Genomic DNA, 14938 nt, shown 5'->3' on the forward strand with positions numbered 1-14938 from the left:
GAAGGAGTTGCTTCTGCTCCCACCGTTTATTCGTTTTTAAAGAGTGGGACAAAAGTGTTTCTTACTTTTGTCCCACTCTCAGCTTATTTCTCATGACTTGATACTTCTCTTTTAGGCTTCCAAATGTTCTAATACAGATTCATATGCCACAACTTGTGCTCGTAACCGTTCGATTTGTAGTTCATTTTCAATAAAATTAATGGAATTTCCTAGTTCTTCTTGTCGGCGTGTTGTCAAACGGTCGATTTCCTTCTTTGTTTCAGCAATTTTTTTGTCCAAAAATTCTTGCATGATCTCATCTCCGCTTCTTATTTGATACATTAAGCGTACCACCAACGACACAGAAAAACAAAAATAAACCTTCTTTTTTGTTGCGCTTTTTACGCCTCTATTACTTCTTCTGCAAATTGACTATTGTAGAGTTTTTCATAGAAACCACCTTGTGCAAGCAAGCTTTCATGTGTTCCTTTTTCGATGATCTGTCCTTGATCCATCACTAAGATCAGATCAGCATCTCGAATCGTGGATAACCGATGGGCGATCACGAAACTGGTTCGTCCTTTCATCACGCGATCCATTGCTTTTTGGATCAATGCCTCAAGACGTGTATCCACTGAACTGGTTGCTTCATCTAAAATCAAAATCTTAGGATCAGAAACCACAGCACGAGCAATCGTCAACAGTTGTTTTTGCCCTAGAGAAACATTGTCCCCTTCAGAATTGATCTCCATTTCATAACCATCCGGCATCGTTCGTATGAAGTGATCGACATTGGCTGTTTTCGCAGCATCAACCACTTCATAATCTGTCGCATCCAATTTACCAAAACGGATATTGTCCGCAATCGTTCCTTCATACAGCCACGCGTCTTGCAGAACCATACCGAACAATGACCGAACATCACTTCGACTCATTGATTTTGTATCGATACCATCGATTTTTATAGCCCCATGTGTCACATCATAAAAACGCATCAATAGGTTGATCAACGTTGTTTTTCCTGCACCTGTAGGACCTACGACTGCTACCGTCTGTCCTGCTTTGACCTCAAAATTCAAGTCTTGGATCAACGGTTTTTTTGGATCATAGGCAAAGTCCACATGTTCAAACGAAACATTTCCTAATATTGTTTCTGGAAGAGTGACATCTACTTTATTTTCTTTTTCCTCTGGTTCATCTAAAATCTCAAAGACACGCTTCGTAGCCGCCGAAGCACTTTGTAGAACAGAAGACAATTGCGTGATATTTCCCATTGGTTGGCTGATCTGCCAAATATATTGGATGAACGCTTGTAGTTGCCCCACAACGATCACACCTGAAATCACATAAAAACTACCCAATACAGCCATTCCGATATACGTAGCATAGGCGGTAAGTTGAACTAAAGGCATCATCAGGCCAGAAATAAACGCTGCTTTGAATCCATAATGTTTCAACGAATGATTGACCTTTTTAAATCCTTCAAAGGTCTCTTGTTCCCGACCGTAGACTTTCAATACACTAAAACCAGTCATATTTTCTTGAACATAGCCATTCAATTCCCCCAATGAATTTTGCATTTGCTGGAAGTATTTTTGGGAAGCATTGATCACTCGTTTAGAGATCCAGATGGAAGCTGGGATCATGATCATTGAAATCAGAGCCATGATTGGTTGGATATAAAACATCATTACCGCTGCCATCGTAATTCCTAAAATCGCATTCACGACGCCAATAAACGCTTGTTGCAAAGCACCACTGACAGCATCCACATCGTTAGTGACACGAGATAAGATATTTCCTTGCTGGTTCTTGTCAAAATAAGAAACCGGCAAGCGATTGATTTTTTCCTCGATATCTCTTCTCAAATCTTGCATTGCACTTTGCACAACATTGGTCATCAAAACACCTGAAAGCAATTGTGAAACACAATAACCGATCCCAACAACTGTGATCCAAATCAAACACTTAAAAATATAATCAAAGTTGATCGACTCACCATTCGCAATATTATTGCTGATTTCAGTAGTTGGCAAACCAACTACGTAAGGTAGTGCGGCATTGAATGCGACCGTCAATACGGTAAACAATAAAACAAAGATAAACGTCAATTTATAGGGTTTGATATAACGAGCTAATCGTTTTAAGGAAGCAAATGTATTTTTCATGCTAATTCCTCCTTCGATAACTGTGAAGCAGCTATATCATAATAGATCGGGCAATTTTCCAATAACTCTCGATGCGTGCCCATACCTACCACTTCGCCCTCATTCAAGACAATGATCTTATCGGCATGCATGATCGTTCCTACACGTTGTGCCACGATCAAGACAGTTGATTCTGTCGTTTCTTTTTTCAGTCTTGCACGAAGCTTCGCATCCGTTTGATAATCCAATGCAGAGAAACTGTCATCAAAAATATAGATCTCCGGTCTGCGAATAATTGCACGTGCTATTGCAAGCCGTTGTTTTTGTCCACCTGAGAAGTTTGCTCCCCCTTCGGAAAGATGTTCATCATATCCATCGGTTTTCTTAGATATAAAATCCGCTGCCTGAGCAATTTCGGCAGCTTGTTCCATCTCTTCTTGGGTTGCATCCTCTTTACCATATCTCAAATTTTCAGCGATCGTTCCAGTAAACAACAGCGCTTTTTGTGGAATAAAGCCGATTTTATCTCGAAGTTTGCTTAAACGATAGTCACGTACATCTACTCCATCAATTAAAATCTCGCCGTCACTGACATCGTAAAAACGAGGAATCAATTGGATCAGTGTTGATTTCCCACTACCAGTACTCCCGATAAACGCTACCGTTTCTCCAGGAGAGGCAGTAAAGCTTACGTTACGGATCACTGGCTCTTGTGAGTGTCCTGGATAGGCAAAGGTCACATTTTTAAATTCAATATACCCTTTTGTTTTTGTTTCAGAAACGCCATTTGGATCTTCAGTGATTGATGGAGAAGCATCCAATGCTTCTTGGATACGACCTGCAGAAACTGCTGCACGCGGGTACATCATGAAGACACTTGCAAATAGCATGAATGAAAATAGCGCATGGAAAATATATTCGATAAATGCGATCAAGTCACCTACTTGTAACGCTCCTGCTTCAATTTGAACTGTTCCGCTCCAAATGATCAAGACCATAACAATATTGAACAAAAAGTAAAAACCAGGTTGCGCAACAGCCATCAAACGAAAGAGACTCTTTGAACTAGATGCATAATTTTCATTTACTTTTGCAAACCGTTTTTCTTCGAATTTTTCATTGACGAACGCTCGAATAACTCGTAATCCAGAGAGGTTTTCTCGTAAAATACTATTGATTTTATCTAAATTCTTCTGTTGTCTTTTTGACAATGGTTCAGAAAATTTAGCAATTGCTACCACGGCGATTAGTAAGAGAGGTAACGCCCCGATCACATACAAACTTAATGATACGCTTGTACGCATGACCATGTAGAGACTCACCACGAACATCATCGGCGTCATAAAACCGATTCTCAAGATATTTTGTAAAAATAGCATGATTTGATACGCATCATTCGTTGTTCGAGTAATCAAAGATGCTACCCCTAATGTTTCATATTCTTGGTGTGAGTAACTTTGGATTTTTTTGAATAGATCATCTCTGATATCTGCCACGATATTCGTCGTGATCCGAGAACCAAAATAGCCTAACAATATATTCATAATGATCCCTATCACCGTAATGATGATCATGAAGATTCCTTGTTGTTTGACATAATCGAAATCGTTGTTGCGAATGCCGACATCGATCATTCGAGCCAAGATCGTTGGTAACCCCAACTCGATCAAAATAAAACCAAATACGCAGATAAAATTTAATACAAGATATTTTTTATAGCGCATGGTGTAATGCCACATCAATTTCACTTTCTCATCTCCTTTTAATCAAATTAAATTTAGCCATTAATAAAAATAATAGCATACTCCGTGACTATATAGAACACTTCTAGTGGGAAAAAAATTTTTTTATTACATTCGGATGATAAAAACAATTTTCCTTTCCACTTAGTCGATTTCTATACTTATCACCAATTTTATGCTAAAATAGCAATTAACTATTGTATGTGAAAACCATACAGAAGGGCACGGTTGAAGAACAATCTGAATGGATAAGCAAAACGAGGCTTGTCTCTTTGAGCAAAATCGATCATTTTACTCAAAGCATATGAAAAACTAGGTGGCTTGTCCCCTCGTTTTGTGTTGTCTAAAAATCAACTAGCTAAATTACTGCTATACGCAGATAAAGGAGACTTACTAATGATTTACAAAGTATACTATCAAGAAACAAAGATTCGTAATCCAAAACGAGAAGAAACTCAATCACTTTACATTGAAGCAAGCAGCGATGTCGAAGCACGTCAAAAAGTGGAAGAAAATACCCCATACAATATTGAATTCGTTCAACTTCTAGAAGGAAGCCATCTAGAATACGAAAAAGAAAATGCCGAATTCACTTTAGTGGAGTTTTAAGATGAAACTTTCCATCAAAAATAACGAGACAGGCGTCTTTGCGGTTGGTGGATTAGGTGAAATCGGGAAAAACACGTATGGGGTACAATTTCAAGATGAAATCATCATCATTGATGCTGGAATCAAGTTTCCAGAAGATGACCTTCTTGGAATTGACTACGTAATTCCTGACTACAACTATATCGTTCAAAATATACACAAAGTGAAAGCACTTGTGATCACCCATGGGCATGAAGACCATATTGGTGGGATCCCTTATTTGTTGAAACAAGCAAATATCCCTATCTATGCTGGTCCCCTTGCATTAGCATTGATAACAAATAAGCTTGATGAACACGGTTTGTTACGAGATGCTGAAATGCATGAGATCAATGAAGATACTGTGATCCGATTCAGAAAAACATCAGTTAGCTTCTTCAGAACGACCCATAGTATCCCTGATGCATTAGGTGTCGTTGTAAAAACACCTTCTGGTAACATCGTTGCCACAGGTGACTTCAAATTTGACTTTACGCCAGTTGGTGAACCTGCGAACTTACACAAAATGGCGCGTATTGGTGAAGAAGGTGTTCTTTGCTTGCTATCTGATAGTACAAATGCAGAGATCCCAACGTTCACAAAATCTGAAAAAACGATCGGTCTTTCTATCTTAAAGATTTTTGAAAAGATTGAAGGCCGCATCATATTTGCTAGTTTTGCGTCAAACATTTTCCGTTTACAACAAGCCGCGGATGCTGCTGTTGCGACGGGTCGAAAAATCGCTGTATTTGGTCGTAGCATGGAAAATGCAATCGTCAATGGTCAGCGTCTAGGATATATCAAAGTGCCAGATGGGACATTTGTGGATGCACATGAAATCAATCGTTTACCAGCAAATGAAACAATGATTTTATGTACTGGTTCTCAAGGTGAACCAATGGCTGCGTTGAGTCGGATCGCAAATGGCACGCATCGTCAGATCCAAATCCAACCTGATGATACAGTCATCTTTTCAAGTTCACCTATTCCAGGAAATACAACAAGTGTCAATCATTTGATCAACTTGTTATCTGAAGCAGGTGCAGAAGTTATCCACGGCAAAATCAATAACGTCCATACTTCTGGTCATGGTGGTCAAGAAGAGCAAAAATTGATGCTTCGTTTAATGAAACCAAAATATTTTGTTCCAGTTCATGGGGAATTCAGAATGTTGAAAATCCATGCTTCATTGGCCCAAGCCACAGGAGTTCCAGCTGAGAACTGTTTTATCATGGAGAATGGTGATGTGCTAGCTTTAACTAGCGATAGTGCACGTCCCGCCGGTCATTTCGTTGCTGGTGATGTCTACATCGATGGCAGCGGCATCGGTGATATCGGGAATGTCGTATTAAGAGATCGTCACCTACTATCTGAAGAAGGTCTGGTCTTAGCAGTTGCGACTGTCGATATCAAGAAGAGAGAAATCTTAGCTGGACCAGATATTCTATCTCGCGGTTTTGTTTATATGCGTGAATCTGGTGAAATGATCAATGAAGCGCAACGAATCTTATTCCACGCTCTTCGCGATGTCTTGAATGCACCAGATTGTTCAGAGCATAAATTAAAAGAAGCCATGACAGGTGCCTTACAACCGTTCTTGTTTGAACGGACTGAAAGACATCCAATGATTCTTCCTATGGTGATGACACCTGACGAAGAAAAATAAAAGCTTTTAAAAAAGTTTGTTCAATATATAAAAAGCAGGTAGCCTTTAGAGGCTGTCTGCTTTTTTTGATTATCGTCTGATCAAAAGTCGAAGGAAATATAGATCCAAAGACACAATAGAGCTAAGAAAATGGGAATCCCCTCTTCCAACTTGATACCACGGAATTGCTGTTGAATACAATAAAAATCATGTGATGGAGGAGGTCGAGATAAAAGTCGTTCATCCCAAACTAGAGTCTGCAGCAAAACTGATTTTTAGATTTGTCCCACATTCTACTGATTGGAAAAATCATCATTTGCCCTTCGACTTAGACGTTCACTTCTCTTTTTATTTTTAGACAAAAAAAGAGCGTGGGACAAAAGTGAGAAACACTTTTGTCTCATGCTTTAAAAACAAATAAACGGTGGGAGCAGAAGCAAATCCTTCGGAAATAAGCCCACATTCACAAAAATTTGAAAAGCAATTTTCGTGAATTTCTTCTTATTTCTCGGAGTTAAACACTTCTGTCCCAACCTCTTTTGGATCGGTGTTTAAAAGTGATCTATATTGACTACAAATACTTTTATAACAACCTCTTATAAACAGTATTTATTCTTTTCCTACAAATCAGTAGGTGAACAACACTTGTTTGGCTTTTTCAATGAAATTATGCTTTTTCAACATTCGTAGCTTGTGGGCCACGATCTGATTCTTCAACATCGAAAGTTACTGCTTGACCTTCTTCTAAAGTTTTGAATCCGTCACCTTGGATAGCTGAAAAGTGAACAAATACGTCACTTCCGTCTTCACGTGAAATAAAACCAAATCCTTTTTCAGCGTTGAACCATTTAACTGTTCCGTTTTCCATTAATAATACCCTCCTCGTGCCTAAGCACTTAATTGATTGTAACATTGCTCGCGTACGATAGAGGTGCAACAGATGTTTCAACTTCTATTCCCAAACAAAATTACAATATAATTGTACACTTGCTTCATTTTTTTTGCAAGAAAGCCACTCTTATTCTTCTTCTAATATTCCTTCTTCTCGTAAACTAAAATATTGTTTTTGCCCAATGATCAAATGATCCAATACATCGATTCCCATCATCTCTCCACATCTCTGCACTCTTCTTGTAAACTGCACATCTTGCTTGGATGGAATAACATTTCCCGATGGGTGATTATGCACAAGAATCAGTCTAGCTGCAGAATAACGAACAGCGTAATGAAAAATTTCTCTTGGATGCGCAATGGTCTGATTCAAGGAACCGATGAACAGCGTTTTTTTCAATATGACTTGGTTCTTCGTATCTAAATAGATACAGACTAAGTGTTCTTGCTGATAATCTTTCATCTCTAAGATCAATTGTTTTGCTAATTCAACACTTGCATGGATCTTAGGCTTGACCTGTACCTGTTCAGCATGAAGCCGAGTACCTAGTTCGATCAGTGCTTTTATCTCAAGAGCTTTTACTTGTCCGATCCCTCTTACTTTTTCTAGTTCAGAAAGCGTAGCTTGGCGCAAGAGAGCCAATCCGCCAAATGCTTTTAATAGATGTCCTGCTACTTCTAAAACATTAAAAGGATGTTGACCCGTGCGCAGTAAAATCGCTAGTAATTCTTGGTCAGACAATGATTTTTCTCCATATATCAGCATTCTTTCTCTAGGTAGTGAAGTCATTGGCACCGTGCGCATCAAATTTTTCTCCATAAAAAACCCCCTTTTTCTCTTCACACAATAAGATACGAAAAAAAGGGGCAATTTTTTTATTTTTTCATCATTTGAGGTACTTCATGTAAGGAAGATAAAACAGCTACTGTTTTTTGTCTTAGTTCTTCGGATGGAAGTAACAGGTCAGGAACCATGATGACAGGTATATTCGCTTGTGCAGCAGCTAGTATGCCGTTTTGTGAATCTTCCAGAATAAGTGTTTCATGCTTTTTCGTGCCTAAGTATTCATTTGCCACTAAGAAGATTTCTGGATCTGGTTTTGCTCGTTGGACATTTTCAGCCGAAATGATTGTTTCAAAATACCCAGTCAACTGATTTTTTTCAAGAAGCAACTGAATGATTTTCCGTTGATTACTTGAGGCAACAACTTTTGGTATTTTATGTTCTTCCAAAAAATCCAATAGTTCCATCACGCCAGGTTTCAGTGCCACTTCCCCCTGTGAAAATCGTTGGATAGTTTCATTATATGCTTCTTTTATAAATCGTTGGACAGTGTCTTTCCCAAAGTCAGCAAAAATACGGTGATAGTTTGCCCAAACCTCTTCATCAGACACGCCTAAGAATTTCAAGTAGAGTTCTTTATCATAAGGAAATCCAAAGCGATCAGCCACGACCTGTGTTGCTTCGTAATAAACGATCTCAGTGTCAAACAACAAGCCATCCATATCAAAAATCACTGATTTATAATTCATCATTTCCTCCTAATTGTAACAATAGATTTCGTACATCTGAAATAAAGTAAAGCGAACCAGTCACAACTAAAGCATCTTCATCCGTCATTTTTTCCAATATCTCTGCTAATCCAAATTGCCATAATGAAACGATCGATACTTTGTCATCCACTAAATCTGAAACATTACTCAACTCGATTGCTTTTGGATGTTCAAAAGTTGTTAAGTAAATATGGATATTAGGGACCTTCTTCAATTGTTCGATCATACTTTCCACATTCTTCGTTCTTAATGCAGAAAAAAGCACATTGATATGGTATTCTTTGAATTCTTTTTTTAAATTTTGCACCAATCGTTTAACAGCGTGTGCATTATGGGCACCATCTAAAACTACTAAGGGTTCATTACTCAATTTTTCCATGCGACCAGGCCAATGGGCACGTTTTAGTCCTTTGATGATTTCTTTTTCACGAAATGGGATTTTTTCTTTCAAACAGTAAATTTGATATAATTCGATAGCCATTCCTGCATTTTCTACTTGATGCTGCCCGATCATTGAGGTCGTCAGACGTGTCATCTTGCCATGGTCGTTACTAAATGTAAATTGTTCGCCCCAACTTTCTGCAGGATGTTTGTATTCCACATGATACGCATCATCATAGGCAAAAAGAGGTGCATTCCTAAGCTTTGCCTGTTTTTTGATTACTTCTAACGCGCGTTTCTCTATATTCCCAGTTACGACAGGTATCCCTTGCTTGATGATCCCTGCTTTTTGTGCAGCAATTTCTTCAATCGTTTCGCCTAAGATATCCGTATGGTCCAAGCCAATTGTAGTAATACCCGTAAGCATTGGTACAGCCACATTTGTCGAATCAAGCAATCCACCTAACCCGACTTCTATGATCGCTACATCCACTTCTTTATTTAAAAAATAATCAAATGCCATGGCTGTCAATGTTTCGAACTCAGTGATCCCAGAAACAGCTTCAAAACGATCTAACTGTTCCACTAATGGCTGATATTTATTTACTAATCCGATCAGATCTTGGTCAGGAATACCTTGTCCGTTGATCGAAATTCTTTCATTGAATGATTCAATGTATGGGGAAGTAAAGGTTCCTACAGTCAAACCAGCCTCTTCTAACAAGCATCTAAGATAAGTGACTGTTGACCCTTTCCCATTCGTTCCTGCTATATGAATTGTTTTGACTTTTCTTTCTGGATGACCGACCACCTCTAGTAATGACTCCACTCGATCTAAACCAGGTCTTGATCCAAAAGGTAAACGACTATGGATCCAAGCAATTGCCTCTTCGATTTTCATTAACGATTCCCCCATTCTTTTTTATTATAACAAAAAGAATACTGATTAACAGAAAAAGGAAACAGTCTTAAAAAAGAATCACCGAGTTCAAAAAATTTGAGATTTGTAAAAAACAAGTGTAAGCCATACGTGTATTCTTGTTAGAATCAATAATTATATAGACAAACCAAATAGAGAGGAAGAAACAATGCGTACTTTATTATCTAAAAAAGAGAGTGCTCAACTCATCATCCTAGAAGTTTTGTTGGAAAAACAAAAAATTTCGCTCGATGATCTAGCTAAAGTGAGCCTTATCTCTAAACAAACTTTATGCAGCTACTTAGATGAACTTCTTACCAAGCTTCCTTTTTTACAGATCAAAAAGAAAAATAACGAAATCCGCTTATTGAAAAACACAATTATCAACTACCCTGTTATTTATTCTTATTTTTATACTTGTTCCGACCATTTTGCATTTTTAGAATACCTATTTTTTCATCCTTTCACTCAGACAAATAAACTGATTGATCAGCTACACCTGAATCCCTCGAAGTATCGCCGCATCAAAAAACAAACCATTTGCTTTTTGGAGAAAGAGAATATTTTTCTTTCCAATTCACCACTGTACTTTCATGGGGATTTTTATCATTTAGCACATTTTTTTACTACTTTCTTATACGAAAAATACCCTTCACTGACTAGTTTGATTCCAGCTAGAGAACGAAAAGTAATCAAAGAAATTACCGGCGGCCTCTCAAAACAGATACCGGAGGAACTACATATCGAACTATATATATGGGTGATGATCAAGCTAAGTATGCATTATCCACGTTGTTTGACCGATTCATCCAACCAAGAAATGGATTGTTCAAAAATCTTAGTCAATCAAAAACGTTTTGAGCAAACGTTTAAAATTCCTTATACAGTTTTTATCCACAACCTTTTTGTCCGTTGCTACACAGATTTAAATCAGCCTATATTACCAACAGAAAAAAGAGAGTTCAAAAAGGAATTACTCCATTTGAGAAAGAAAATGTATCAGATTTTTCAAGCTCAATCTGATTCTTTTTTACCTCATACTGTTGATTTGATCATTCATTTTTTAGATGGTAGGACTTATTTATTAAATTCGTTCAAAAAACGTTTTGTCTTAGATTTTTTTATGCAGAACGGTTGTTTTTGTTCAAGTATTTCTGAACAATTGAAACAAGCGTTTCTCATTTTTAGAAATAAAATAGCAAATGATGATTTATTTTTTGAATTGATCTATTATCTGATTGTGCATGATACTACACTCGTACAACTATTCATCCAGCACCAACAAGCTAAACGAATTGCCGTTGCCTGTACTTTTGGAAATCCGCATAATCTCATGCTTGCTGCTTATTTGAATCAATGGTTCGGTTCTCGCTTTTCTTTTGAAGCAATTACTTTTGATAATATGGTGAATTTAGAACGACAAGTAGAAACTTATGATTTTTTCCTCACAAATCTGGCAATCGTCGATCATCCAAAATGTATTTCATGTGACAGCTTTTTAAACAACCATGACTTGAATTACTTGGTGCACTTATTTAGCCACTCCATGTTTCAAGATTGGTTAAAAGAATTTCGATGATCTTTTTATATTCTCTTTTAATTAAGAACTATAGAAAAAAATGCGTAAAGAGCCTCCTAAAAGTTAGTTTCTGTACTAACTATTTAGGAGGCTCTTGTTTTTTTGTTGCTTATTCAAATGAATTCTGTAGTTGATTTTGAAATGATCAACCATCGATTATAGAATCTACTGGATATAGTTGAACTAGCTGCAAATTCCATAAGAGTTACTTCAACCTTTTTTGCTAATCTTTGCCAAAAATAAGCATTTATCGGTTTTGATGCCTACTTATTGGATCGTTCTTAAGCTTTGGATTCTTTCTTTTACAGCAGCTTGTTTTTCCAAGTAATCTTTTTCTTTGGCACGCTCTGCTTCAACAACCTCTTCAGGTGCATTGGAAACAAATCGTTCATTTCCTAGTTTGCCTTGGACACGTTTGACTTCGCTCGTCCATTTAGCTAATTCTTTTTCCAAACGGCTGATTTCTTCCTCAATATTGATCAATCCTGCCAATGGCAAGAAGATTTCTGCCCCAGTCAAAACAGCAGACATCGCTAGATCTGGTGCAACGATATCACTAGAGATCGTCAATTCTTCTGGATTACAGAAACGTTCAATATAACTTGTATTTTCTGCCAAGAATTGATCGATTTTTGGATCATTTGTTTTGATCAACAAAGTGATTGGTTTAGATAATGGCGTATTGACTTCTGAACGGATATTTCGCACGGAGCGAATCAATTCTTTCAATACTTCCATTCCCTTAGAAGCTGTTTCATCATCAAATTCTGGATGAACAACTGGATAGTCAGCAATGACTAATGAGCTTCCTTGATGTGGGATATGTTGCCAGATCTCTTCTGTAACAAATGGCATGATTGGATGCAATAGTCGCAAAATCTGGTCTAACGTATGCACTAAGATGCTTTTCGTTGTTTGTTTCGAAACTGCGTCATCTCCATACAAGATTTCTTTACTCATTTCAATGTACCAGTCACAGAAATCATCCCAAATGAAGTTGTACAATTGACGTCCTGCTTCACCAAATTCAAAATGATCGAACAAATCTGTTACTTTAGCCACAGTTTCATTTAGACGAGTTAAGATCCAACGATCAGCCACCGTCTTTTCACCAGTTAGATCAATATCTTCTACAGTCATGCCTTCGATATTCATAATGACGAAACGAGAAGCATTCCAAATTTTATTGATGAAGTTCCATGAAGCATCCATTTTTTCATAACTAAAACGAACATCTTGACCAGGTGCTGACCCATTTGACAAGAACCAACGTAAGGCATCTGCACCATATTTTTCGATTACTTCCATCGGATCGATCCCGTTACCTAGAGATTTACTCATCTTATGCCCTTGTTCATCACGGATCAGTCCGTGGATCAACACATTGTCAAATGGACGACGATCGGTAAATTCTAAACTTTGGAAAATCATTCGGCTAACCCAGAAGAAGATGATGTCATACCCAGTAACTAATGTGCTTGTTGGGAAATAACGTTGGTAATCTTCACTTGTCTCGTCTGGCCATCCCATAGTTGAAAAAGGCCATAAAGCAGAGCTGAACCACGTATCTAAAACATCTGGATCTTGTTGCCAATTCTCGCTATCTGCTGGTGCTTCCATCCCAACATACATTTCACCAGTTTCTTTATGGTACCATGCTGGAATTTGGTGTCCCCACCATAATTGACGAGAGATGACCCAATCATGAACATTTTCCATCCAACGTAAAAACGTCTGGTTGAAACGTGGTGGGAAAAATTCTACAGCATCTTCTGTTTCTTGATTTTTCATCGCTTTTTCAGCTAAAGGTGCCATTTTAACGAACCATTGTGTTGATAGACGTGGTTCCACAACTACGCCTGTACGTTCTGAATGACCAACACTATGGATCATTTTCTCGATTTTGATCAGACGACCGATTTCTTTTAGATCAGAGACGATTACTTTACGTGCTTCAAAACGATCCATTCCTTGATACTTACCAGCCAGTTCATTCATCGTGCCGTCTTCATTCATGACGTTGATCCGTGGCAGATCATGACGATTACCTACCTCAAAGTCATTCGGATCATGGGCAGGTGTGATTTTTACGACCCCTGTTCCAAATTCCATATCTACGTATTCATCCGCAACAATCGGGATTTCTTTATTTACTAAAGGTAAAATAACCTTTTTACCAATCAGTTCTTGGTATCGTTCATCCTCTGGGTGAACGGCGATCGCAGTATCTCCAAGCATCGTTTCTGGACGAGTCGTAGCGATCTCAACCACACCAGAACCATCAGCAAGTTCATAACTCATGTGGTAAAACGCACCTTCGATATCTTTATGGATAACTTCGATATCTGATAAAGCAGTACGTGCTTGAGGGTCCCAGTTGATGATGTATTCACCACGATAGATCAAATCTTTTTCATAAAGAGACACAAATACTTTACGTACAGCTTCTGATAACCCGTCATCTAGAGTAAACCGTTCGCGGCTATAATCCAAAGACAAGCCCATTTTTGCCCATTGTTCACGAATATGGCTTGCGTATTCTTCTTTCCATTCCCAGACTTGTTCAACAAATTTTTCACGTCCTAGATCATAACGAGAAATACCTTGCTGACGAAGTTTTTCTTCCACTTTTGCCTGTGTGGCAATTCCTGCATGGTCCATTCCTGGTAACCAAAGAGTATCATAACCTTGCATGCGTTTTTGGCGAATCAGCATGTCTTGCAAGGTCGTATCCCACGCATGTCCTAAGTGAAGTTTCCCAGTTACGTTTGGCGGCGGGATCACGATTGAATAAGGTTTTGCTTTCTTGTCGCCACTTGGTTTGAACAAATCTTGGTCCAACCAGTTTTGATAACGGCCAGCTTCAACTTCTTGCGGATTGTATTTTGTTGATAAATTTTTTTCTTCCGTCATACTGATTTCCTCCTTAAAAATAAAAAAAGTCCTAAAATACTTTCGTATTTTAGGACGTATTGATTTACGCGGTACCACCTAATTTGTAATAGTTTCTCCTATTACCTCTCCATGTGAGTTAACGATCACGACCCGTTTATCTCTACTAAAAGATTCAAGATAAAAACTCCCAAGCTACCTTCACCAGCTGCTACTAAGAACGTCCCACCCATTCGTTCTCTCTCTAAAAGTACCTAAACCAGCTACTCCTCTTGTTCAACGTTATGCTTCATTTTACAATGGTTAGAAATTAAAGTCAATAAAAGGTCGTGAGCAAAGCGTTTAGATTTGAGCAGTAGTGATGAAAAAGAGAAAACAGTTCCCCATGTTTTTCTTTTTCAGAGCTAGTGTTGAAAATCTGCTTTGCGAACGCCGTCTATCAGGTCGGAGAAAGCCTTTAATTTGAGCAGTAGTGATGAAAAAGAGAAAACAGCTCCCCATGTTTTTCTTTTTCAGAGCTACTGTTGAAAATCTGCTTTGCGAACGCCGTCTATCAGGTCGGAGAAAGCCTTTAATTTGAGC

General features: G+C 38.1%; 11 protein-coding genes and 1 other annotated feature. Of the genes, 3 read left to right on the forward strand and 8 right to left on the reverse strand.

Annotated features, from left to right (window positions below):
- Nucleotides 1–111 precede the first annotated feature (111 nt).
- The 3 genes from FGQ66_RS13400 to efrA all read right to left on the reverse strand — a co-directional run bounded on the left by FGQ66_RS13400 (nt 112) and on the right by efrA (nt 3874).
- Complete coding sequence (locus FGQ66_RS13400; protein WP_016177331.1) at nt 112–291, reverse strand: hypothetical protein; 180 nt, start codon at nt 289–291, stop codon at nt 112–114.
- An 89-nt stretch (nt 292–380) separates the two neighbouring features.
- The gene (efrB, locus tag FGQ66_RS13405; RefSeq protein ID WP_053109251.1) at nt 381–2147 is read right to left on the reverse strand and encodes a multidrug efflux ABC transporter subunit EfrB; all 1767 of its coding nucleotides are present in this window, start codon (nt 2145–2147) and stop codon (nt 381–383) included.
- The gene (gene efrA, locus FGQ66_RS13410; RefSeq protein ID WP_005875706.1) at nt 2144–3874 is read right to left on the reverse strand and encodes a multidrug efflux ABC transporter subunit EfrA; all 1731 of its coding nucleotides are present in this window, start codon (nt 3872–3874) and stop codon (nt 2144–2146) included. The genes efrB and efrA overlap by 4 nt, the downstream gene beginning before the upstream one ends.
- 390 nt (nt 3875–4264) lie before the next feature.
- Between efrA and FGQ66_RS13415 the strand changes: the two genes are divergently transcribed.
- Both FGQ66_RS13415 and rnjA read left to right on the forward strand, forming a co-directional pair.
- A complete protein-coding gene (locus tag FGQ66_RS13415; protein WP_005875704.1) occupies nt 4265–4477 on the forward strand; it encodes a DNA-directed RNA polymerase subunit epsilon in 213 nt (70 codons plus the stop codon).
- A 1-nt stretch (nt 4478) separates the two neighbouring features.
- A complete protein-coding gene (gene rnjA / locus FGQ66_RS13420) occupies nt 4479–6161 on the forward strand; it encodes a ribonuclease J1 (RefSeq protein ID WP_005875702.1) in 1683 nt (560 codons plus the stop codon).
- 646 nt (nt 6162–6807) lie between these two features.
- Here the strand turns inward: rnjA and FGQ66_RS13425 are convergent.
- From FGQ66_RS13425 to FGQ66_RS13440, 4 genes are all read right to left on the reverse strand, one after another.
- Nucleotides 6808–7008, reverse strand: coding sequence for a cold-shock protein (locus FGQ66_RS13425; protein ID WP_005875700.1), 201 nt, complete (start codon nt 7006–7008; stop codon nt 6808–6810).
- Between the two features lie 150 nt (nt 7009–7158).
- Entirely contained in the window at nt 7159–7851 is a 693-nt protein-coding gene (gene radC, locus FGQ66_RS13430) for a RadC family protein (protein ID WP_005875697.1), read from the reverse strand.
- A 56-nt stretch (nt 7852–7907) separates the two neighbouring features.
- Nucleotides 7908–8564, reverse strand: coding sequence for an HAD family hydrolase (locus tag FGQ66_RS13435; RefSeq protein ID WP_113846150.1), 657 nt, complete (start codon nt 8562–8564; stop codon nt 7908–7910).
- On the reverse strand, nt 8554–9867 hold the full coding sequence (locus tag FGQ66_RS13440; RefSeq protein ID WP_005875693.1) for a bifunctional folylpolyglutamate synthase/dihydrofolate synthase: 1314 nt from the start codon (nt 9865–9867) through the stop codon (nt 8554–8556). Before FGQ66_RS13440 ends, FGQ66_RS13435 begins: the two co-directional genes overlap by 11 nt.
- A gap of 187 nt (nt 9868–10054) precedes the next feature.
- Between FGQ66_RS13440 and FGQ66_RS13445 the strand changes: the two genes are divergently transcribed.
- The gene (locus FGQ66_RS13445; RefSeq protein ID WP_053109254.1) at nt 10055–11464 is read left to right on the forward strand and encodes a helix-turn-helix domain-containing protein; all 1410 of its coding nucleotides are present in this window, start codon (nt 10055–10057) and stop codon (nt 11462–11464) included.
- 267 nt (nt 11465–11731) lie between these two features.
- Here the strand turns inward: FGQ66_RS13445 and FGQ66_RS13450 are convergent, their stop codons facing one another.
- Entirely contained in the window at nt 11732–14377 is a 2646-nt protein-coding gene (locus FGQ66_RS13450; protein WP_138302589.1) for a valine--tRNA ligase, read from the reverse strand.
- A 47-nt stretch (nt 14378–14424) separates the two neighbouring features.
- Nucleotides 14425–14645, reverse strand: a binding site (T-box leader).
- Nucleotides 14646–14938 lie beyond the last annotated feature (293 nt).

This window comes from Enterococcus sp. BSD2780061688st2 D3, assembly GCF_005844145.1.
GTDB classification, from domain to species: domain Bacteria; phylum Bacillota; class Bacilli; order Lactobacillales; family Enterococcaceae; genus Enterococcus_B; species Enterococcus_B durans.